Source organism: Tenacibaculum sp. 47A_GOM-205m, from assembly GCF_000518405.1.
GTDB classification, from domain to species: Bacteria; Bacteroidota; Bacteroidia; order Flavobacteriales; family Flavobacteriaceae; genus Polaribacter; species Polaribacter lutimaris.
Map to the genome: position 1 here is coordinate 260,917 of NZ_JADN01000007.1, position 21,866 is coordinate 282,782.

Annotated in this window: 18 protein-coding genes; 9 read left to right on the forward strand and 9 right to left on the reverse strand. The window is 31.2% G+C overall.

Annotated elements, in window-relative coordinates:
• Window positions 1-83: 83 nt before the first annotated feature.
• The 3 genes from N534_RS0108280 (at window position 84) to lysA (ending at window position 3,952) form a co-directional block, all read left to right on the forward strand.
• A complete protein-coding gene (locus tag N534_RS0108280; protein ID WP_028892043.1) occupies window positions 84-1,154 on the forward strand; it encodes a DUF3810 domain-containing protein in 1,071 nt (356 codons plus the stop codon).
• 72 nt (window positions 1,155-1,226) lie between these two features.
• Entirely contained in the window at window positions 1,227-2,465 is a 1,239-nt protein-coding gene (gene pepT, locus N534_RS0108285) for a peptidase T (protein ID WP_028892044.1), read from the forward strand.
• Window positions 2,466-2,746: 281 nt separating this feature from the next.
• On the forward strand, window positions 2,747-3,952 hold the full coding sequence (lysA, locus tag N534_RS0108290) for a diaminopimelate decarboxylase (RefSeq protein ID WP_028892045.1): 1,206 nt from the start codon (window positions 2,747-2,749) through the stop codon (window positions 3,950-3,952).
• Between the two features lie 252 nt (window positions 3,953-4,204).
• On the opposite strand, the gene N534_RS0108295 is transcribed toward lysA, so the two are convergent.
• The 4 genes from N534_RS0108295 to rpsF form a co-directional block, all read right to left on the reverse strand.
• On the reverse strand, window positions 4,205-7,417 hold the full coding sequence (locus tag N534_RS0108295) for a carboxypeptidase regulatory-like domain-containing protein (RefSeq protein WP_028892046.1): 3,213 nt from the start codon (window positions 7,415-7,417) through the stop codon (window positions 4,205-4,207).
• Window positions 7,418-7,523: 106 nt separating this feature from the next.
• Entirely contained in the window at window positions 7,524-7,970 is a 447-nt protein-coding gene (gene rplI / locus N534_RS0108300) for a 50S ribosomal protein L9 (RefSeq protein WP_028892047.1), read from the reverse strand.
• A 15-nt stretch (window positions 7,971-7,985) separates the two neighbouring features.
• Entirely contained in the window at window positions 7,986-8,282 is a 297-nt protein-coding gene (gene rpsR / locus N534_RS0108305; RefSeq protein ID WP_028892048.1) for a 30S ribosomal protein S18, read from the reverse strand.
• Between the two features lie 3 nt (window positions 8,283-8,285).
• The gene (gene rpsF / locus N534_RS0108310; protein WP_028892049.1) at window positions 8,286-8,627 is read right to left on the reverse strand and encodes a 30S ribosomal protein S6; all 342 of its coding nucleotides are present in this window, start codon (window positions 8,625-8,627) and stop codon (window positions 8,286-8,288) included.
• A gap of 125 nt (window positions 8,628-8,752) precedes the next feature.
• On the opposite strand from rpsF, the gene N534_RS0108315 reads away from it, so the two are divergent.
• Window positions 8,753-9,649 (forward strand): sterol desaturase family protein, encoded by an 897-nt coding sequence (locus N534_RS0108315; RefSeq protein ID WP_028892050.1) that lies wholly within the window; start codon window positions 8,753-8,755, stop codon window positions 9,647-9,649.
• 18 nt (window positions 9,650-9,667) lie between these two features.
• Here N534_RS0108315 and N534_RS0108320 read toward each other — a convergent pair whose 3' ends face one another.
• The 4 genes from N534_RS0108320 to N534_RS0108335 all read right to left on the reverse strand — a co-directional run bounded on the left by N534_RS0108320 (window position 9,668) and on the right by N534_RS0108335 (window position 13,766).
• Window positions 9,668-10,729, reverse strand: a complete 1,062-nt coding sequence (locus N534_RS0108320) for a hypothetical protein (protein WP_028892051.1) — start codon at window positions 10,727-10,729, stop codon at window positions 9,668-9,670.
• A gap of 66 nt (window positions 10,730-10,795) precedes the next feature.
• Complete coding sequence (locus tag N534_RS0108325; protein WP_028892052.1) at window positions 10,796-11,587, reverse strand: hypothetical protein; 792 nt, start codon at window positions 11,585-11,587, stop codon at window positions 10,796-10,798.
• Entirely contained in the window at window positions 11,574-12,134 is a 561-nt protein-coding gene (locus tag N534_RS0108330; RefSeq protein ID WP_028892053.1) for an RNA polymerase sigma factor, read from the reverse strand. Before N534_RS0108330 ends, N534_RS0108325 begins: the two co-directional genes overlap by 14 nt.
• 261 nt (window positions 12,135-12,395) lie before the next feature.
• Window positions 12,396-13,766 carry a YgcG family protein gene (locus tag N534_RS0108335; RefSeq protein WP_081728302.1) on the reverse strand — a complete coding sequence of 457 codons (1,371 nt, stop codon included), beginning with the start codon at window positions 13,764-13,766 and terminating at the stop codon, window positions 12,396-12,398.
• Between the two features lie 156 nt (window positions 13,767-13,922).
• On the opposite strand from N534_RS0108335, the gene N534_RS0108340 reads away from it, so the two are divergent.
• The 4 genes from N534_RS0108340 (at window position 13,923) to N534_RS14600 (ending at window position 18,599) form a co-directional block, all read left to right on the forward strand.
• A complete protein-coding gene (locus N534_RS0108340) occupies window positions 13,923-16,139 on the forward strand; it encodes a bifunctional (p)ppGpp synthetase/guanosine-3',5'-bis(diphosphate) 3'-pyrophosphohydrolase (protein ID WP_028892055.1) in 2,217 nt (738 codons plus the stop codon).
• A gap of 162 nt (window positions 16,140-16,301) precedes the next feature.
• Window positions 16,302-16,751 carry a Fur family transcriptional regulator gene (locus tag N534_RS0108345; RefSeq protein ID WP_028892056.1) on the forward strand — a complete coding sequence of 150 codons (450 nt, stop codon included), beginning with the start codon at window positions 16,302-16,304 and terminating at the stop codon, window positions 16,749-16,751.
• Between the two features lie 24 nt (window positions 16,752-16,775).
• Window positions 16,776-18,047, forward strand: coding sequence for an adenylosuccinate synthase (locus N534_RS0108350; RefSeq protein ID WP_028892057.1), 1,272 nt, complete (start codon window positions 16,776-16,778; stop codon window positions 18,045-18,047).
• Window positions 18,048-18,080: 33 nt separating this feature from the next.
• The gene (locus tag N534_RS14600) at window positions 18,081-18,599 is read left to right on the forward strand and encodes a DUF1572 family protein (protein WP_231517312.1); all 519 of its coding nucleotides are present in this window, start codon (window positions 18,081-18,083) and stop codon (window positions 18,597-18,599) included.
• 46 nt (window positions 18,600-18,645) lie between these two features.
• Here the strand turns inward: N534_RS14600 and N534_RS0108360 are convergent, their stop codons facing one another.
• A complete protein-coding gene (locus tag N534_RS0108360) occupies window positions 18,646-20,079 on the reverse strand; it encodes an aspartate aminotransferase family protein (protein ID WP_028892058.1) in 1,434 nt (477 codons plus the stop codon).
• 139 nt (window positions 20,080-20,218) lie between these two features.
• On the opposite strand from N534_RS0108360, the gene N534_RS0108365 reads away from it, so the two are divergent.
• Window positions 20,219-21,862 carry an OstA-like protein gene (locus N534_RS0108365; RefSeq protein WP_028892059.1) on the forward strand — a complete coding sequence of 548 codons (1,644 nt, stop codon included), beginning with the start codon at window positions 20,219-20,221 and terminating at the stop codon, window positions 21,860-21,862.
• Window positions 21,863-21,866: the final 4 nt, after the last annotated feature.

The following is a 21,866-nucleotide window of genomic DNA, read 5'->3' on the forward strand; positions in this document are numbered from 1 at the left end:
TTAAATTTCTTTTTACACAAGTTTTGTAAACAAAACTGTTATTAACTTGTTGATAACGTATCAACTTTTTTATTTTTGGGCTTATGAAGCTTCAAAAAAAACATCTTTATATAGTGTTGACACTTCCAATTCAAATTGTTTTGGTACAATTTTTAAGTCAAAAACCGCTGTGGATTGAGCAATATTATAGTAATGGTATTTACCCTTACCTTTCTGTTTTTTTTCGTGCTATTTTGGGATGGATTCCTTTTTCTTTTGGTGACGCATTAGGTTTATTTTTAATTGTTTTTTTTATTAAGGCTTTATACAGTTTGATAAAAAACCGATTTAAAAATTCGCTTTCTAAATTACTAAATTTTATCATTACTTTATCAATAATATATTTTTGTTTTTATGCCTTTTGGGGATTAAATTATTTTAGAGAGCCTTTAGCAAAAAACTTAGGGCTACAACAATCTAACTACACTACCGAAGAATTAATTTCTACAACAGAACATATAATAAAAGAATTAAACGCTATTCACTTACAAATTACCAATAACGATTCTGTTAAAGTAATAGTTCCTTATTCTCAAAAAGAAATATATGAGTTAGCTCCTAATGGTTTTAGATTACTATCTACTACTTATCCACAACTAAACTATCAAAGTTCATCAATAAAAAATTCTTTGGTTAGTTTATTTCAATCATACAATGGAACTTCAGGGTACCTTAATCCCCTAACAGGTGAAGCTCAGGTAAATGATATGATTCCTAAAACAAGCTATCCAGCTACAACCTGTCATGAAATAGCTCATCAAATTGGTTGGGCAGCAGAAAATGATGCTAATTTCGTAGGGTTTTTAGCATCGATAACTAACGATGATCTCTACTTTAAATACTCCGGTTACCGTATGGCTTATAACTACTGTATTCGTCAAGTATATAAAAGAGATGAAGAATTAGGGAAAGAACTGGCTAAAACAGTAAATAAAGGGGTTTATAAAGATTACAAAGCTAGTTATGTACATTGGCAGCAATTTAAAAATCCAATAGAACCTTATTTAAAGAAAGGATACAATTCTTATTTAAAAGCAAACAATCAATCAAAAGGAATACAATCGTATAGCTACGTTGTCGATTTATTGATTGCTTATTTTAAAAATGAATATTAACATAAATTCATCTTATTTCGCTTCTCTAAATACATTTGAAATAGCTATTTTTGATGCTTTAAAAATACTACGATGAACAAACAACATATAATCGACCGATTTATAAAGTATGTAACTATTGATACTGAAAGTGATCCTAATAATCCAGCATTTCCTAGTACTGAAAAACAATGGGATTTAGCCAAAGTTCTTGAAAAAGAATTAAAGGAAATAGGAATGGAAGATGTTGAACTAGATGAGAATTGTTATTTAATGGCAACGTTACCTAGTAATTTAGATTATGAAGTACCAACTATTGGTTTTGTTGCTCATATTGATACTAGTCCAGACTTTACTGGAGCTAATGTAAAGCCTCAAATTCATGAGAATTACGACGGAAAAGACATCTTATTAAACAAAGAAGAGAACATCGTTTTATCTCCTGATTATTTTGAAGATTTATTACAGTATAAAGGTCAAACTATCATTACTACTGACGGTACTACTTTATTAGGAGCAGATGATAAAGCTGGTGTTACTGAGATTGTTTCTGCAATGGAGTACTTAATCCAACACCCAGAAATTAAGCATGGTAAAATCCGTATTTGCTTTACTCCTGATGAAGAAGTTGGTAAAGGAGCTCACATGTTTGATGTTGAAAAATTTGGAGCAGAATGGGCTTACACTATGGACGGAAGTCAAATTGGAGAATTAGAGTATGAAAACTTTAATGCTGCTGGTGCTACAGTTACTATTCAAGGTAAAATTGTACACCCTGGATATGCAAAAGGTAAAATGATTAACTCTATGCTTATTGCTAGTGAGTTTATAAATGCTTTACCTGAAGACGAAGTACCAGAAAAAACTACAGGTTACGAAGGTTTCTTCCACTTACATCACATGCAAGGTGAAGTTGAAAAAACAACTTTACACTACATTATTAGAGATCACGACATGAATCAATTCAACAATCGTAAGCAAGCTATGTTAGATTTAGCTGAAGTGTTGAATGCTAAACGTGGACAAAAATTAGTTTCTGTTGAAATTAAAGATCAATATTTTAACATGAAAGAAAAGGTTACTCCTGTAATGCATATTGTTGATATTGCTGAAGAGGTAATGAAAGATATGGGAATTACTCCGTTAATTAAACCTATTCGTGGAGGTACAGATGGTTCTCAATTATCATACAAAGGATTACCTTGTCCTAATATTTTTGCTGGAGGACATAATTTCCACGGACGTTATGAATATGTTCCTGCTGAAAGTATTGTAAAAGCAAGTGAAGTAATTGTTGGAATTGCTCAAAAAGTAGCTGTAAAATTTAATTAATTTTACATACCGTATTTATAAAATCAAAAACTCTAGCTGCAGCTAGAGTTTTTTTATGATATTTTTACCCCTTTAAAAAATATCATTTTGTTTGAAATAAATCCCCTTAATTTTATTTCACCGCAAATATGTACCTTTTTAAAAAGTTTAGAAACAGGAAAATTCCCTTTTACCTATCTTAAAAACCCCTTATTTCACAAAAAAACACAAATTTGTATATTTCTTTTATTTAATTTTTTGCCTAATACCTCCTATCTATTTTTGCGGCAAATAATTATTAAATGAATAGACGAGACCTTTTAAAGTTGACAGATAAGTATCAGTCTCCTTTGTATGTTTACGACACTGAAAAAATCATTTCTCAATACAAGAAAATTACTTCTGCATTTTCTAAAGTGAAGAATGTAAAAATTAATTATGCAGTAAAAGCGTTATCTAACATTAATATATTAAAGGTATTTAATAAGCTTAATAGTGGATTAGATACAGTTTCTATTCAAGAAGTTAAATTAGGTTTATTAGCTGGATTTGAACCTCATGAAATTATTTATACTCCTAACGGGGTTTCTCTTCAAGAAATAGAAGATGTAGCTAAGTTAGGTGTTCAAATTAACATTGATAATTTATCTATTTTAGAATTATTCGGACAAAAACATCCAACAATACCTGTGTGTATTCGTATCAACCCCCATGTTATGGCTGGTGGAAATAGTAAAATATCTGTTGGACATATCGATTCTAAGTTTGGTATTTCAATTCATCAAGTACCTCATATAAAAAGAGTTGTTAAAAATACAGGAATGCATATTAATGGAATACATATGCATACTGGTTCTGATATTTTAGATATTGATACTTTTTTACGTGCTTCTGAGATTTTATTTGACGTAGCTAAGCAATTCGAAGATATAGACTTCGTAGATTTTGGTAGTGGTTTTAAAGTTCCTTACAAAAAAGATGATATTTCTACTAATATAGAAGAGTTAGGAGAAAAATTATCTACAAGGTTTAATCAATTTTGTAAAGATTATGGTAAGGATGTTACCTTAATGTTTGAGCCTGGAAAGTTTCTGGTAAGTGAAGCTGGTTATTTCTTAGCGAAAGTAAATGTTATTAAACAGACTACTTCTACTGTATTTGCTGGTATCGACAGTGGTTTAAATCATTTAATTCGTCCAATGTTTTATAACTCATACCATCAAATAGAAAACATTTCTAATCCAAAAGGAAGAGAACGTTTTTATAGTGTGGTAGGTTATATTTGTGAAACTGATACTTTTGGTTCAAACCGAAGGATTAATGAAATTTCAGAAGGAGATATTTTATGTTTTCATAATGCCGGAGCTTATTGCTTTTCTATGGCATCTAACTACAATTCTAGATACAAACCTGCTGAAGTAATGATTTATAAAGGAAAAGATTACTTAATAAGAAAGAGGGAAACTATTGAAGATATTCTTAGAAATCAAGAAAACATTACGTTATAATAAAAATTAAAAGCTCTGACCTTTTTTGGATCAGAGCTTTTTTAAAATATAATCAACCCCTCAAAGACTATATTTTAAAACGTTGTAATTAAAGTCCCCTATCTTTATTTACACTACAAATATCATTGAAATATTTTATAATTATCATAGGAAAATCCCCTTTTCTATAAAAATAACCCCCTAAAATCACAAAACAGCCTTTAATTTTAAAAGCTGCTTCATGGTTAAATTAAATTATTTATAAGTTTTTATTTAGAAAATATATCGTAAACCTAACTGCATTTGCCAACGAGATAATAAACTTGAATCATATCCAAACGTTTTATTAGAATTAGGTGTAAATGAATATGTAGGTGCTTTAGAATAGTCTGGTACATAACTAGCTGGGTCTGTATTAGCAGGGTCAACATCTGGAAACCTAATTCCTAAAGGCTGTAAATTATTTGGCTGTTGAACAACTCCCCAATCAGAATTTATTAAGTTTCCTACATTTAAAATATCAAGACTTAATTGTATTGTATTTTGTTTTTTATCTGATACATTAAAATTAAAGTCTTGCAATATTTTTAAATCCCACTTTCCTCTCCATGGGGCTAAAGCTCCATAGCGTTCTACATACTTCCCTCTTCTATCGTTTAAATAATCATCTTGTTGAATATAAGCCTCAAAAGCATCAGCTTGTGCGGCATCACTAAATTGCATTTGATTGATTTCAGAACTTGTAGGCACATATAATAAATCGTTTACTGCAGAACCGTCGTTATTAATATCTCCTCCGTAAGTGTAATTAAAACGTCCGCCTTGTGCATATTCAAAGAAAGTAGAAATTGTTGTAGCAAACTTCTCACCTCCATATGTAAACTTTTTAGATAGCACTCCTATAAACCTATGTGTATCACCATATTTAGAGTATGATAACACATCGTTATTAGCATTTCCTACTACCGGATTAAAAGCAAAAGCATCACCTGTAATTTCTGCTTCAATAGAATTTACATCTTTAGCGTTTAAATAATTATATGCCACACTAGTATATAATCCGTTATCAAAAGTTTTTTGAAGTTTAAAAGAAGCATTCCAAACACGACCTTTATCGGAGTTTGTAAACACATAGGCATTGTTTCCTTTATCACTTCCATTATATATTTCTCTATTATCAAATGATGTATTTAAAGTAGCACTAGGCTCTCTTAACCCCCAATTTTGTACATGTGCCCCATTAATATCTTTTGTATAAGAAATATCTGTGGTTGCTATAATTCCATTTTCAAACTTCCAATCCAAACCTAAGTTTGTTCTCCATACTTGTGGGAACTTAAAATCTGGATCAACTAATTGAAAGAAACCATCGTCAGCTCCACTTACTTGATTTCCAATCCATACAAAAGGTAAACGTCCTGTAAACACCCCAGAACCACCACGAAGTTGCATTGTATTGTCTCCTTGAATATCCCAATTAAAGCCTACTCTTGGTGAAATCAACCATTGATTCGTTGGCATTTTAGTTGAAAGTAGTTGCTGTTCTTCTCCTGTATTAGGATTGTAATATAATACTGAATTATTTCTTGTTGCTCCATTATCAGTATCTATATACTTTTGAATTAAACTAGAGGTATCAAAGTATAATGGTTTATCAAATCGAATTCCGTATGTTAATTTAAAATTGTCATTTACCTCCCATTCATCTTGTACATAAAAGGCGAGCTGACCTACATTTAATTCAGAAAGCTTCCAACCACCGTCAACTCCTACTCCAGCTGCATTTAATGCATCATACCTGCTTTGTGCATACGCTAAATTTGTTGCTAAAATACCATTTGGATCAGCTGCATCGTTTAAAAAATTAGCTACACTAGGATATGGTCCTCCAAATCCAGGTATATTAAACGTTCCTCTATAAGGAAATGTTCCAAAGTTATCATAAGCAGCTAAATTAAATGAGTTTTTAAATTCAAATTTTTCAAATGAAAAACCAACTGTGTATGTATGATCTCCTTTAAAAAAGTTCATATTATTAGTCAATTGAAAAACTCGTTGATCTAATGTATTGTGAATAGAAAATGGCTCATGACCAGCTATTATATAATTACTACCGCTACCATCCTCAATTGAAATTACTGGTGCTGGTGCTGATAACGGGTTTCTAAAATCATCAAAATGAGTATATCCTATTTGTAATTTATTGGTTGTTGTTTCCGATAAATTTGAATTTAACTCTAATTGAAATGAATTTAAGTTATTATTAATTTCATATCCAGAGTTTTCAAATTGTAATGTAGAAAAACTTGGACCTCTATTTCCTAAAGCTGTAGGATGCGCAGGGGTTTCTTTAGAAGCTCTTAAAAAATTATAAATTAAGGCTAACCTATTTTTATCATTTATATTCCAATCTAACTTAAAAATTCCTTTGGTAGATTCAGAACCATAGGTAAACCCTTCATAAGCACCTGTATTATATCCTAAAGCAGACAGAGCATTTTTAACCGCCATTAAATCTGACTCTGATACTCTTGATTCATTAATAGCTCCATTTCCAGTGTTTGGCACCCAACCTGCTGTACCTAAATCTTCACGATCATCTTTTTCAAAATTAGCAAAAAAGAATAATTTATCTTTTACTATAGGTCCTCCTAAACTAGCTCCATATTGACTTTGACTCAACTTAGGTTTTACAACATCTTGCCCTTTTATTTTACCACCTGTCATATCTTGATTTCTAAAGAAACCATATACTGTACCTGTAAATTCATTGGTTCCACTTTTAGTAACCGCATCAACTGAAGCGCCTGTAAAACCTGATAATGTTACATCATAAGGTGCTGTAGATACTGATATTTGCTCAATAGCATCTAGTGATATTGGTTGAGATCCTGTTTGTCCTCCTGGTGTTGGAGAATCTAACCCAAATGGGTTGTTAAAAATAGAACCGTCTAAAGAGAAGTTATTAAACTGGTCATTTCTCCCTCCGAAGGAATTTCCACTAGCAGTTGGTTCTAAACGAGTAAAATCTGCTGCTGAACGTGAAATAGTTGGTAAGGTTTTTAGTTGAATAGCACTCACACTAGTTTGAGCTCCTGTTCTATCATTATTAAAAACTGTACTTCTGGTTGATGATATAACAACCTCTTCTAACTGTTCTCCATCTTCAGCCAGTATACCATCTATATTGGTGGTCTTACCCAGCGTTAAGTAAACGTTAGTTACCTCTTGAGATTCAAACCCAATATAACTAAATGTTACTTTATAAGGTCCTCCTACTCTTAAATTAGGAATGGTGTACCTACCATTTTCTTGAGCAACAGCTCCTGATATAGTACCCGTAGGTTCATGCAAAACTACAATGTTAGCACCAAACAATGGTTCTCCTTGACTGTCTGTTACAATTCCTTTTATTTTTGATGTAGTTATCTGGGAAAAGATGGATAAACTCAAAAAAACAAAAGAGAATACTAATAATTTTTTCATAATAGTACTGATTTTGTTTATGTTACATCTCAAATTTAAGAAATAAAAAAATCCGCTCGACTGAGCGGATTTATACTTTATTAACAGGTATTTAACAATTTAGTTACTATTCAGCAACTACTTCAAATACGATGTCAGCTACAACTGTTCTGTGTAAACGTACAGCAGCGTTGTATTTCCCTAATCTTTTTACGTTACCTCCAGTAACTTTGATAAATTTCTTATCGATTTCAGTACCTGCTTTTACTAAAGCTTCTGCAACATCAATGTTGTTAACTGAACCAAATAATTTATCTCCTGAACCTACTTTAGAAGCTATTTTGATTTCATACCCTTTAATAGTTTCAGCTACTTTGTTAGCGTCTTCTATTAATTTAGCTTCTTTATAAGCACGTTGCTTTAAGTTTTCTGCTAATACTTTTTTAGCTGAAGAAGTAGCTAAAATTGCATATCCTTGAGGTATTAGGTAGTTACGTCCGTAACCATTCTTAACAGTTACGATATCGTCTTTAAAACCTAAGTTTTCTACGTCTTGTTTTAATATCAATTCCATGTTTCTACTTCTTTATTATTTTAACATATCTCCAACGTATGGCATTAAAGCTAAGTGACGAGCTCTTTTGATAGCTTGAGCCACTTTACGTTGATATTTTAATGATGTTCCTGTTAAACGTCTTGGTAAAATTTTACCTTGCTCGTTTACTAAATACATTAAGAAGTCTGCATCTTTGTAATCGATGTATTTAATACCGTTTTTCTTGAAACGACAGTATTTAGCTTCTTTCTTAGTTTCGATATCAAGCGGAGTTAAGTAACGTACTTCCCCTTGCTTATTTCCTTTTGCTTGTTGTTCTATAGATGCCATTTCTTACTTTTTTGCAGATTTAACACGTTCTCTTCTCTTTTCAGCCCAAGCTGCAGCATGCTTGTCTAACTTTACAGTTAAATAACGCATAACGCTATCGTCACGTCTAAACTCTAATTCAAACGGAGCAATTGCTTCACCTGCTACTTTGTACTCAAATAAGTGGTAAAATCCACTTTTTTTCTTCTCGATTGGATATGCTAACTTCTTTAAGCCCCAATCTTCTTTAGAAATCATTTCTGCACCTTTAGAAAGTAAGTAGTCCTCAAACTTCTTTACTGCTTCCTTTATCTGAGTTTCAGATAAAACGGGATTCAAAATGAAAACAGTTTCGTAATGATTCATAATTAAATTATTTAAAATTTATTTTTAAGCTTGCAAATATACTGCTTTTTACTGCATAAACAAACTCTTAACTTATAAAAAATTTCATGATTTTATGTATGTTTGTAACTAAACGACCTTATACTATGCAAATTCCTGAAATCCCTAACCTAATTCACTATGCTATTCCTTTCTTTATTTTAACAGTAATTATTGAAGTTATTTTAACTGTTAAAGTAAAATTAGAAGATTACGAATTTAAAGATGCTGCGACTTCAATTACTATGGGATTGGGTAATGTTTTTATAGGATTGCTTACTAAAGGAATTATTTTAGGGATATTTCTGTTTTTATATCAATATCGTTTATTCACCATTCCATTTGCCTGGTGGTCGTGGATTATCTTATTATTTGCTGAAGATTTTGCATACTATTGGAATCACAGAATAGCACACGAAAGTCGTTTGTTTTGGGCTAGCCATGTGGTACATCATTCTTCAACAAAATATAATTTAAGCACCGCTTTACGACAAACTTGGTCAGGAAGTTTTTATACATTCATATTTTGGGCTCCATTGGCTATTATAGGGTTTCATCCATTAATGATTTTAACTCAGATGAGTATTAGTTTACTATATCAATACTGGATTCATACCGAACTTATTAACAAAATGCCTAAATGGTTTGAAGCTATTTTTAATACACCAAGTCATCATCGAGTGCATCATGCTACCAATCCTCAATATTTAGACAGAAATCATGCTGGAATTTTTATTATTTGGGATAAACTCTTTGGTACTTTTGAACCTGAAGTTGAAAAACCTGTGTATGGTTTGGTAACAAATATCAATACGCATAATCCTATAAAAGTTGCTTTTATTGAATGGTATAATATGTTTACCGATGTATTTAAAAGTAAGACTTCTGTTGGAAAAAGGCTTTTATATTTTATAAAACCTCCTGGATGGAAACATGATGGAACAGGAAAACTTTCTACCGATTTACGTAAAGAATGGGAAGAAAATAAAAAAGGAGAAATTTAAATTCCTCCCCTTCTTTATTTAATTAATATCAAATCGAACTCCTAATGAAATATTTCTTGTACCTGTATCTTTAAATAATGGATTTAAATCATATTTAGCATATAATCCATAACCTTTGTATGCTACAAAAGCACTTAATCCGTAATTGATTGTATTCATATTAAAGTTATCTTTTTGAACCTCTTCAATCATAACTCCTTGGGCATTTCTATATTCTAAATACTGACGAGTTCCTAATTTAAATCCGAAGAAACCTCCTACTCCTAAACGAAAAGCTTTATGAGTTCTATCTACTACTTCGCCATCAGAATACTTTTTATTTTTAGAGAAATCAAACTCCAAATGCATAGGAAATGTCATCTGTACATGACGTAATCTACTTTCTGAAAGTTGATCAGGGTGAATACTCAAATTTGTTTCATCTCCATTTACTACATGATATTGATTGTTTTCTGCTCTTAAGTTATTCCACAAAAAAGAAACCCCATATTTAAAATACGTTTTAGATGGTTCTTTAGTAAAACGTGTTTTAAATGTAAATCCTAATTCGTAAAAATGTGATTGCCAAAATTTGTACTCAGAATCATTTAACGAACTAAACTCATTATTCGTTAATACGTTATTTACTCCTAGCGCAAACACTATTTGTGAGGTTGTTCTTTTTTTTCTTCTTCTTTTTTCTTTTTCAACTTCATCTTTAGAAAGATCTAATTTAAACTCTGCTCCTGCAATTCTAAAAGTACCAACATTGGTATCTTCTTCACTACTTAATACTTTTCCATCAATTTTATCTTGTACTAATTGTTGTAGGTTTTGTTCTTGAACAGAAACTTCTCTTTCAATTTGTTCTGCATGATATTGAGCTGCTTCCTTTTTCAACTTCACAGCTTCATCAAGCGTTATTTTATTACTTTCTAATTGAGCGTTAATATCTTTAACTTTCAACTTTAACGAGTCTTTGTGTTGTTGTGTGATTTTATCAATAGTATTTGATATTTTTTTTACTTCTTTTTCAAATACTTTTTCTTGAGAATGGGCAATAGTTGTTACAAACAACACTAATAATAGTATTCTTTTCATTTTTGTAATTTTAAATTAAACTGATAATAATTTTGGTGATTTAATTATCGATAATTGGTAAGCGCTTTATTTATTTCTATCAACAATTGCTACCGCAATGTCTGATATTTTTAGTTTTAGTTTCTGCATGAAGTCTCCGTTATACTCTTCATCATCAATTGTTCTTTCTACCTCTGCTAAAATCGTATTAGGATTAATTTTAAAATCAGATCTTTTCAATTCATCCTCTATCGTTTTTAACACATCTTCACGTTTCACTTTATGTCTTGCATAATATTCTTTAATTTCTTCCGAATTATGAGTTACAGCAAACAATAAATCGTCACTATTTACTTTTATTCTTGAAGTAACATTCTTCTTTTTTTCTATTGAAGAATTCTCATCTATCAAAGCTATTACATCCTCTTTTGGTAAACTTTTTTCTTGAAATGGTTTAAACGCTAATTCTTCTTTAGATTGACTAATAACAACTTCAGTTTTATTATTCTTATTTAGAATTTGGCTTTCTTTCTTCGGAAAAATTTCTTCCTTTTTTTCTTCAATCTGTACAATAGCTTCCTCAGTACCATTTATCAACTCTTCTATTTTAACATCATTCATTTTTAAGGTATCTATAGAAGTTTCAACAATTGTTTCTATTGATTTTTCAGTATCAGAATTTAGAAAAAAAGAAAATCCTACACTCAACAACAAAGTGATACTTGCCGCATAACCAACATATAAAAACCAATTTCTTTTCTTTTGATTTTGATGTTCGTCTAGTTGAGAATTCAAACGTTCCCAAGCTGATGATGAAGGTGACAACTCTCTATTTTTGAGTTTATCAGCAATTTGTTTATCTATTTTATTTGTTGACATCTTTAATTTGATTCATTTTACAATAATTCGTTTGCAACCATTTACGAGCTTTAAACAACTGCGACTTTGAAGTACTTTCAGAAATTTGCAGCTTTTTGGCTATTTCTGAATGTTTATAACCTTCAATAGCATATAAATTAAATACTAACTTATAGCCTTCTGGAAGTGTATCTATGAGTTTTTGAATATCTTCTACCGAAGTATTCTCTAAACTTTCGGTAGCAGCATCGTTAAAAACGAATTCCTCATCAGATAGTTGAATAAGATTCTTTTTTTGTAAATAACTTACACAAGTATTTACCATAATTTTACGAATCCACCCTTCAAAACTTCCTTCTCCTTTAAATTTTTGTAAGTTGGTAAAAACCTTAAAAAAACCCTGTAACATCAAATCTTCTGCATGATGTAAATCTTTTACATATTGTCTACAAACTCCTAACATTTTGGGTGAGTACTGTTCAAACAATTGCTGTTGAGCTTCTCTGTTCTGCTCAGTTGCCTTTTTTATAAGCTTTGCTTGTTTGTTATGCAGTGAAATAATTTTCAATTTCTTTTTATAGTTTTTATTGCCTTACAAATATATAGACTACTAAAATTGAAAAAAGGTTGCCTGAAGAAAAAAACCTCCAGCTTTTTTTAAATGCTGGAGGTTCGAATATCATCTTTAAATGATATTTCAGGGGGGGACTTGTCTTTTAAAGTCAGCTCCTCTGAATTATATCACAAATTTATAGTATCTCTGTAAATATTTTTACAGGAAAAAACCTAGATGTTTATAATTTTAAGATTATTTTAATAATAAATGGTTTTACCAGCTTACACCTGCTCCACCACCACCTGAACTTCCTCCTCCAAAACTTGATGACGATGAGGGTGATGACCATGATGATCCTCCTGAACTAGAAGAAGAACTATTAGATCTTTCTAATCTTGGGATTATAATAGTTTTGCTTTCTTGATAGTTACAATTCTTACATAAATAATCTTCTCGTTTTTCACCACTAGAATCATAAGTAGCCTTATGTATAATCTTTGTACTTATTCTTCCAAAGGTTTTATACCTACACTGTTTGCATTTTGTATATTTTCTACTAGAACCTTCATATTCTAAAATTAAAATATCACTTTTATCTTCTGTTACCCAAACATCATATTCTTTCGATTTAATTTTCTCTTCGAGAATTTGCGCTTTTTCTAAAAAATCGTTTTCAGCCCATTCACTTTTTAAATAAAATTGTTTTCCGTTCTTTTTACTGAAACGAGGAGAAAAACGATACAATTTAAGCTTAGACTTTACATATCTATTAATAAAATACAAGGGCAAAGGAAATAGAAAAAGTAAACATCCTAAACCTAGTTTACTCATATCTTGATACTTGTCATACAAATCTTCTTTTGACACATCTATTGACCTTGCTTTAACAACAAACCAACCTCCTATAAACAAGCTAACTATCAAATAAAAAAACAGGTATATGAAAAATGGATTCTTAAAAAAATTAATTTCTTTTTCATTGTAATAATTAATATTCTGAGCATAAATTTCATCAATAACATCAGGATTATCTAATATTTCCTCTATTCTAGAAACAGCCGCTAACATTCCTTTCCCAAATTCACCTTGTTTAAAATAAGGAACAACTTCATCAGTTCCTATTCTATGACAAACGATATCCGTTAAAATAGGCTCTAAACCATATCCTACTTCAAACTCTGTTCTTCGTTGATCTATCACAGTTAAAATTAACAAACCATTATCTACCTCTTTATCTCCTATACCCCACTCCTCAAATAATTTTACAGCAAAATTTTTAGGCACTTCTTGTCCTATGCTTTTAACAATTACTATGACTATTTGAGCTGTTGTTTTTTGTTCTAACACCCATAGTTTTAAGTTCAACTCATGTTCTTCAAGAGCATTAATATAATTATTAGGGTCAGATATAAATCCGTTAGCACCATTCTTTTTCGGATTAGGAACCTCTTTAATAGAAAAAACTTCTTTTTGTTTGTATGTTGGTGGAATAAAACTTTTTGGAAGACTAAGTTGCTCTTGTTTTTCTTCTTTTGTTATTTCTTGTAACGGCTTTACAACCTCCTCTCCCTTAATAACCTCCTGAAAGCTATACATTTGAAAAGTTAGTAGTAATACTATAAAATTTAGAACGTACTTTTTCATCTCTTATCCTTTAATATATTTTTCTATTTCCTTTGTTTTTGGGCTTATAAAAGTAATAAGTTTACTATAAACATTTACTCTTAAAACTTGCTCAATATAAATCTTTGCACTACTTTTATTTTAGATCATAATAAAACAAACAAGAGCTTTTAGTGTATGAGTTATAATGTAACGATAGAAGAAGAGAACAAAGAGATAGCTAGTAGGTATAAAAACTTATTAAAGGGTACGTATCAAACTTTATCTGAAGACGATAAAAAACTGATTCGTAAAGCTTTTGATATTGCTGTAGAAGCACATTCTAAACAGCGTAGAAAAACAGGAGAGCCATATATTTATCATCCTATTGCCGTTGCTAAAATTGTTGCTGATGAAATAGGCCTAGGTGCTACTTCTATTGCTGCAGCTTTACTTCATGATGTTGTTGAGGATACACCTTACACTATTGACGACATGGAACGTTTGTTTGGAGAAAACATTGCCCGTATTGTTAGTGGTTTAACTAAAATATCTAACTTAAAACAAGAGCAAGATTACTCCATACAAGCAGAGAATTTCAGGAAAATGTTACTCACTTTGCATGATGATGTCCGTGTAATTCTTATCAAAATTGCTGATAGATTACACAACATGCAAACTATGGATTCGATGCCTCCTCATAAGCAGGTAAAAATAGCATCTGAAACCTTATACATTTATGCTCCTCTTGCGCATCGTTTAGGTTTATATAATATTAAAACTGAATTAGAAGATTTAGGCTTAAAGTATACTGAACCAGATGTTTACCAAGACATTTTAACTAAAATTAAAGAGAGCAAAGAAGACCAGCAAAAGTATATTGATAGCTTTACAGGTATTTTAAAAGAAGCTTTAGATAAAGAAGGTTTTAAATACGAAATAAAAGGACGTTTTAAGTCTATTTTCTCTATTCGTAGAAAAATGCGCAAGCAAAACGTAACTTTTGATGAAGTGTACGATAAGTTTGCTATTAGAATTATCTACCATCCTTCTTCCGGAGATGAAAAGTTTGATGCTTGGAAAATATACTCGATTGTAACAGACTTTTTCAAACCTAACCCTGCTCGTTTACGCGATTGGATTTCTCAACCAAAATCTACCGGATACGAAGCCTTGCATATTACTGTAATAGGTCCACAAGCAAAATGGGTGGAAGTACAAATTCGTTCAGATAGAATGGATGAGATTGCTGAAAAAGGATACGCAGCTCATTTTAAATACAAACAAGGCAGCGTTAAAGAAAATGGTTTAGAAGGTTGGTTAAACCGTTTAAAAGAAAGCTTAGAGAATCAAAGTTTAGATGCTGTAGATTTTGTTGAAGATTTTAAACTTAATCTCTACGCTAAAGAAATTTATGTATTCACTCCTAAAGGAGACTTAAAATCACTTCCTAAAGGAGCTTCTGCATTAGATTTTGCATTTTCTGTACATACCGATGTAGGTTTAAAATGTCGTGGTGCAAAAGTAAATGGAAAATTAGTTCCATTAAGTCATGAATTAAAAAGTGGCGACCAAGTTGAAGTTCTTACTGCATCTAATAACAAACCAAATGTACGTTGGTTAGATTTTGTAATAACTGCCAGAGCTCGTGCTAAAATTAAATCTGCCTTAAAAGCAGAAGAAAAGAAAATAGCTGAAGAAGGAAAAGCTATTTTACAACGAAAATTACGTCACTTGAAGATTAATGCTACTGAGAAGGTTATTCATGAACTAGCCAGTTATTTTGGATTAAAAACTAGCTTCGATTTATTTTACCGTGTTGGTAATGGTGCTATAGATAATACTCAACTTAAACAGTTTGTTGCTCAGAGAAGTAGTAGTTTTATGGGCTTTATCAAAAGTACTTTCCGTCGTACTCCTTCTAAAGAAATTTTAGAAAAAGAAGAAGTAACAAACAAATACGACGCTTTAGTTTTTGGTAAGGAAGAACAAACGTTAGATTATACATTAGCAAAATGTTGTTCTCCAATTCCTGGTGATAAAGTTTTTGGTTTCGTTACTATTAATGAAGGAATTAAAGTTCATAAAAACGATTGCCCGAATGCAATTTCTTTACAGTCAAATTATGCATACAGAATTATGCCAGCAAAATGGATTGATTCTACCAAGCAAGAATTTACTGCTATTTTACACCTTTCAGGTATTGATAATAAAGGAATTGTTAATAACATTACCAAGATAATTTCTAACAGTATGGATGTTTTTATCCATAGTATTAACATCTCTGGAGATAATGGCGTTTTTGACGGAAAACTATCGTTAAGTGTAAAAAATAAAAACCAATTAGAGAAGCTAATAGGTAACATGAAAAAAGTTGATGGTGTACAAAAAGTTGAACGTGTTAATACTTTGTAAACATCATTTTAATATCGTTGTTTTTTTATCAAGAAATAAACGTAAATTTGCCCTTTAATTCAAATCGCAAATAAGCGTAAGTGATTTTTATTAAAGATACATTTTAATAAGTACAAATATTTGAATCGTATATCTCACCTAGTGAGTAAAATTTTAAAATAAATGAGTAATTCAGCAGAAAATCAAGAAATTGTAAAAAAAGTGTTTACTTCTTTTCTAGAAGAAAACAAGCATCGTAAAACACCAGAACGTTATGCTATTTTACAAGAGATTTACGATGCTGATGAGCATTTTGATATTGAATCTTTGTATATTAAAATGAAAAACAAAAACTATCGTGTAAGTAGAGCTACGCTATACAATACGATGGATTTGTTATTAGATTGTGGGTTGGTTCGTAAACATCAGTTTGATGGACAATCTATGGCGCGTTACGAAAAAAGTTACTTCGATAAAAACCATGATCATGTAATTCTTACAGACACTGGTGAAGTAAAAGAATTTTGCGATCCTCGAATTCAAATTATCAAAAAAACAATTGAAGATGTTTTTGATATTGATATTCACAATCACTCATTATACTTCTACGGAACAAAAAGAAACAACAAATAAAACACACACTTAACAACACACTAAATGGCAGTAGATTTATTACTTGGTTTACAATGGGGAGACGAAGGTAAAGGTAAAATTGTAGACGTTTTAACAAAAAACTACGATATTATTGCTCGTTTTCAAGGAGGCCCTAACGCAGGTCATACCTTAATTTTTGATGGAAACAAGCATGTATTACACACAATTCCTTCAGGAATTTTTCATAAAACAGCTTTAAACGTGGTAGGTAACGGAGTAGTTATCGATCCTGTTATCTTTCAAAGAGAATTAGAAAATTTAGATAAGCATAACATTGATTACACTTCTAAATTATTAATTTCTCGCAAAGCACACTTAATTTTACCAACACACCGATTATTAGACGCTGCGTCTGAAACTTCAAAAGGAAAAGCAAAAATCGGTTCTACACTAAAAGGAATTGGTCCTACTTACATGGACAAAACTGGTAGAAACGGAATGCGTGTTGGAGATTTAGAATTAGACAACTGGAAAGATAAGTATAGAGCTTTAACTGAAAAGCATTTAAGTATGTTAGCATACTTTGATGTACAAATTGATTACGATTTAGATGAGTTAGAAGCTGAGTTTTCTAGAGGAATTGAAAAATTAAAAACATTACAATTTATCGATTCTGAAGAGTTTTTAAACAAGGCTATTAAAGAAGGAAAAACTATTTTAGCTGAAGGTGCTCAAGGATCGTTATTAGATATTGATTTTGGAACCTATCCATTCGTAACTTCATCTAACACCACTGCTGCTGGTGCTTGTACTGGTTTAGGAGTTGCTCCTAACAGAATTGGTGAGGTTTTCGGTATTTTTAAAGCTTATACTACTCGTGTAGGTTCAGGACCTTTCCCAACTGAGCTATTTGATGAAGATGGTGCTACAATGGCTAAAGTTGGTCATGAATTTGGAGCTACTACAGGTCGTCCTCGTCGTTGTGGATGGTTAGATTTAGTTGCTTTAAAGTACGCTGTTGATGTAAATGGAGTAACACAGTTAATGATGATGAAAGGTGATGTGTTATCTGGCTTCGATACTTTAAAAGTATGTACTTCATACAATTATAAAGGAGAAGAAATTTCTCACTTTCCATACAATATCGAACCTGAAAATGTATCTGTAAACTACACTGAGTTTAAAGGTTGGAAGGATGATTTAACAAAAATGTCTTCTGCTGATCAGTTACCTCAAAACTTATTAGATTACATTGCGTTTATCGAAAAGGAAACAGGTGTACCTGTAAAGATAGTTTCAGTTGGACCAGACAGAAAACAGACAATTAACAGATAAATTCTGAAGGAGTTCGAAAGAGCTCCTTTTTTTATGATGGTACAAGAATATTTAGATAATATCACAGCACAGTTTAAATCGTACAAAGAAGTAGCTGATAAAACGATTGCTCAACTAGAAGAAAAAGATTTACATTGGAAATATAATGAAGAAAGCAATAGCATTGCTTCTATCATGATTCATATGTCTGAAAACATGCTATCTCGTTGGACTGATTTTTTCACTTCTGATGGAGAAAAAGATTGGAGAGATAGAGATGCCGAATTTGAAACTCATGACTTATCCAAAAAAGAATTGATTAATCAATGGGAAAAAGGCTGGAATTGTCTTTTTTCTGCTTTAGACTCATTAAATGAAGAAAATTTCAATCAACCTATTCTTATCCGAAATAAGCAAGTTAAGTTGATTGAAAGTATTACAAGACAAATAGCTCATTTTCCATATCATATTGGTCAAATAGCTTATGTAGGTAAAATGATTCTAAACAGTAAATGGCAAACGGCATCAATTGCAAAAAGGAAAATCAAAAGAGTTTATGCAAGCTCAATTTGAAAAAAACTCAAATTAAAAAGGGAAGTTAATCAACTTCCCTTTTATTTTATTTCTTGCCATTTAAAATTTCTTCTCCAAATTGATGACACAGCTCTAAAGTTTTTTTAATATCATCCATCGTAGTTTTCGGATTTATTAAACACATTCTTAATACTACTTGCTTATTAAGTATTGTAGTAACTAATAATGCTTCTCTAGATTCCATTATCTTTTGAGATATTTTCTGATTTAACTCATCTAATTCTTTTTCTGATAAGTTTAACCCGATAGGATTATATCTAAAATTGATAACTGCCAACGTAGCTGGTGAAATAATTTCCCAATTTCTACTTTTACGCAGCATCTTCTCTACATCATCTGCTAATTGAATATTATAACTTACCGCCTCTTTAAAAGTATTTAATCCGTAGGTTTTAATAGACATATAAAACTTTAACGCCCTAAAACGTCTTGTTAATTGAATTCCATAATCATAAAAATTAATTTCTGATTCATTTCCTTCAATATCTCTTAAATACTCAGGTTTTTCACTAAACGTATTGCTTAACCAAGAAGAATCTTTTACTAATAAACATCCTATTTCATAAGGTTGATAAAACCATTTATGTGGATCTACCGTTAACGAATCTGCTCGTTCTATACCTCGTAAAGCTTTAGCTCCTTTTTCAGATAAGATTGCTGCTCCACCATAAGCTCCATCAATATGAAACCAAAGATTTTCTTCTTCACAAATATCTGCAATATCATTTAAAGGATCTACAGTACCCGTATTGGTTGTTCCTGCAGAAGCGATATAACAAAACGGTTGTAATCCTTCTAATCTGTCTTTTGCTATGGCATTTTTTAACTTGTTGATACTAATTCTGAATTCAATATCAGTAGGTAAAATTCGAATTTGTTCTTTCTTAAATCCTAAAACGCGAATTGCTTTAATATTTGAAGAGTGTGCTTGATCTGACAAATAAATAACTGCCTTAGAAAAATCATCTCCACACTTTAAACGTCTTGCTGTAGCCAAAGCGGTTAAGTTTGCCATAGAACCACCACTAGTAAAAATTCCTCCTCCTTTTTCTACAGGGAAATTGTACATTTTTAGTAACCAGTTCATTGTTACAATTTCTAACTCAGCTGCTGCTGGAGAAACCATCCATCCACCAGAAAAAATATTGAATCCTGTAGCTAAACTATCAGCCATAGTACTAATAAAATTGCTAGGTCCTGGTACAAATGAAAAAGCTTTAGGGTGCGAAACGACTGTACTATTAGGCATTACGTTATCCATCACAAAGTCTAACACTTTTTCAGCAGGCATACCTTCTGCAGGTGCTTCTTGTAAAAAAATGCTATCCATTTCTTTTCTGGTAGCACTTGCAACAGGTTTTTGTTGGTCTAAAGTATCCCAATGTTCAGCAATTATATCAACTATTTTATATCCGTAAGATTTCATCTCTTCTTTTGATAAATCAAAATGAGCACTCATATCTTTATATTTTTTTAATTTACTACAAAATTAACCATTTACTAAAAGACAGCCTTTTATTTATCTTGATAATTTTATTTCTTTATTAAGGTTTTTGGCATGTTCTTTTCATTATTTTTGTGCATTAAATCGTATTATTTTGAAAAAACTATTTCTACTAGCTTTTATATTATTCTCTGTTGTAAGTTTTTCTCAAACAAAAAAAATCAAAATCCTTTCTACCGAATTAAGTACTGCTGATGAAAGCAAGTATCCTGGAGCTACACTGTTAATTGGTAAGGTAAAAATGTCGCACGAAGGCGCTACGTTAGATTGCCAAAGAGCCTTATTGTATAAGGACAAAAACTTATTTAAAGCCATTGGTGAAGTTGTAATTGAGCAAGGAGACACCATTATTCAATATAGCGATTTTGCTACGTATGACGGAAATACGAAAAAAGCAAAATCTTGGGGAAATGTAGAAATTAATGATAAAGAAATGACCCTAAAAACGGATACGCTTCATTTTGATAGAATCAACCAAGTATTATATTATCCTAACGGAGGAACAATCCGCGACACAAAAAACACCCTGAAAAGTGTAAAAGGAACCTATCTTTTAAGAGATAAAAAATTCACTGCGCAATCTAAAGTAACAGTTGTAAATCCAGAAAATCACCTAGAATCTGACCATTTAGATTATTATACAAACACACAACTAGCCTACTTATATGGGCCAAGTACCATTACCAATTTAAAAGACAGTACCAAAGTATATTCTGAAAGAGGTTTTTACGACACAAATACCGATATTTCTTACTTCGTAAAAAATGCCAAGTTATTTTTAAAAGAACGTACAGTCTCTGCCGATAGTTTATACTATGACAAACGTAACGGATTTGCTTCTGCGACCAACAATATAAAGGTGGTAGATACTGTTCAGAACATGGTTGCTAAAGGAAACTATGCTGAGTTATACGAACAAAAAGATTCTTTATTCATTATTGATAGAGCCGTTGCTATTTCTGTTTTTGAAAAAGATTCGATGCACGTTGCTGGTGATAAAATTTTACTTACAGGAAAACCTGAAAAACGAATTGCCCGTATTTTTAACAACGTAAAAATATTTAAATCTGACTTACAAGGAAAGTGCGATTCTATTCATACCAGCCAAGAAACAGGATTGACAAGAATGTTTAAAAGACCTATTTTATGGTCTAAAAATAGCCAAATTACAGGAGATAGCATTCAATTATTAACCAATAAAGAAACCAATAAGTTAGACTCCTTAAAAGTGCTTCAAAATGCTTTTATGATTCAGCAAGATTCAATTCACAAAGAAAACTTCAACCAAATAAAAGGGCGAAATATCTATGGAAAGTTTGAAAATGATGAGCTACGCACGATGATGGTTATTGGTAATGCCGAATCGTTATATTTCAACAATAACGATGAAACACATAAACTTGAAACCATTACTAAAGAAATAGCGAGTGATATTGAATTTATTTTAGAAGACGGACAAATAGCGCAAACTAAATACTTTAAAAAGTCGGAAGGAACTACCTATCCCCCTTCTGAATTCCCTTCAGAAGAACATAAATTTAAAGGTTTTTTATGGCGTGGTGATGAACAACCCTTAACTGTAGAAGACATTTTTGTAAAAGACACCACTAGTGCTCCTCCTACAAGAGAAAAAAAGGAATTAGATGTTGTAAAAGAAGCCAAAGAAAACTTTTTAAAAGAATCTTCTAAAAAAGAGACTAAAAAACGAAAAAAACTAAATCTTAAAGAATTAAAATAATTCC

Coding starts and splice junctions, on each gene's coding strand:
- N534_RS0108280 (WP_028892043.1), top strand. CDS start 84: ATGAAGCTTCAAAAAAAACATCTTTATATAGTGTTGACACTTCCAATT.
- pepT (WP_028892044.1), top strand. CDS start 1,227: ATGAACAAACAACATATAATCGACCGATTTATAAAGTATGTAACTATT.
- lysA (WP_028892045.1), top strand. CDS start 2,747: ATGAATAGACGAGACCTTTTAAAGTTGACAGATAAGTATCAGTCTCCT.
- N534_RS0108295 (WP_028892046.1), bottom strand. CDS start 7,417: ATGAAAAAATTATTAGTATTCTCTTTTGTTTTTTTGAGTTTATCCATC.
- rplI (WP_028892047.1), bottom strand. CDS start 7,970: ATGGAATTGATATTAAAACAAGACGTAGAAAACTTAGGTTTTAAAGAC.
- rpsR (WP_028892048.1), bottom strand. CDS start 8,282: ATGGCATCTATAGAACAACAAGCAAAAGGAAATAAGCAAGGGGAAGTA.
- rpsF (WP_028892049.1), bottom strand. CDS start 8,627: ATGAATCATTACGAAACTGTTTTCATTTTGAATCCCGTTTTATCTGAA.
- N534_RS0108315 (WP_028892050.1), top strand. CDS start 8,753: ATGCAAATTCCTGAAATCCCTAACCTAATTCACTATGCTATTCCTTTC.
- N534_RS0108320 (WP_028892051.1), bottom strand. CDS start 10,729: ATGAAAAGAATACTATTATTAGTGTTGTTTGTAACAACTATTGCCCAT.
- N534_RS0108325 (WP_028892052.1), bottom strand. CDS start 11,587: ATGTCAACAAATAAAATAGATAAACAAATTGCTGATAAACTCAAAAAT.
- N534_RS0108335 (WP_081728302.1), bottom strand. CDS start 13,766: ATGAAAAAGTACGTTCTAAATTTTATAGTATTACTACTAACTTTTCAA.
- N534_RS0108340 (WP_028892055.1), top strand. CDS start 13,923: ATGAGTTATAATGTAACGATAGAAGAAGAGAACAAAGAGATAGCTAGT.
- N534_RS0108345 (WP_028892056.1), top strand. CDS start 16,302: ATGAGTAATTCAGCAGAAAATCAAGAAATTGTAAAAAAAGTGTTTACT.
- N534_RS0108350 (WP_028892057.1), top strand. CDS start 16,776: ATGGCAGTAGATTTATTACTTGGTTTACAATGGGGAGACGAAGGTAAA.
- N534_RS14600 (WP_231517312.1), top strand. CDS start 18,081: ATGATGGTACAAGAATATTTAGATAATATCACAGCACAGTTTAAATCG.
- N534_RS0108360 (WP_028892058.1), bottom strand. CDS start 20,079: ATGAGTGCTCATTTTGATTTATCAAAAGAAGAGATGAAATCTTACGGA.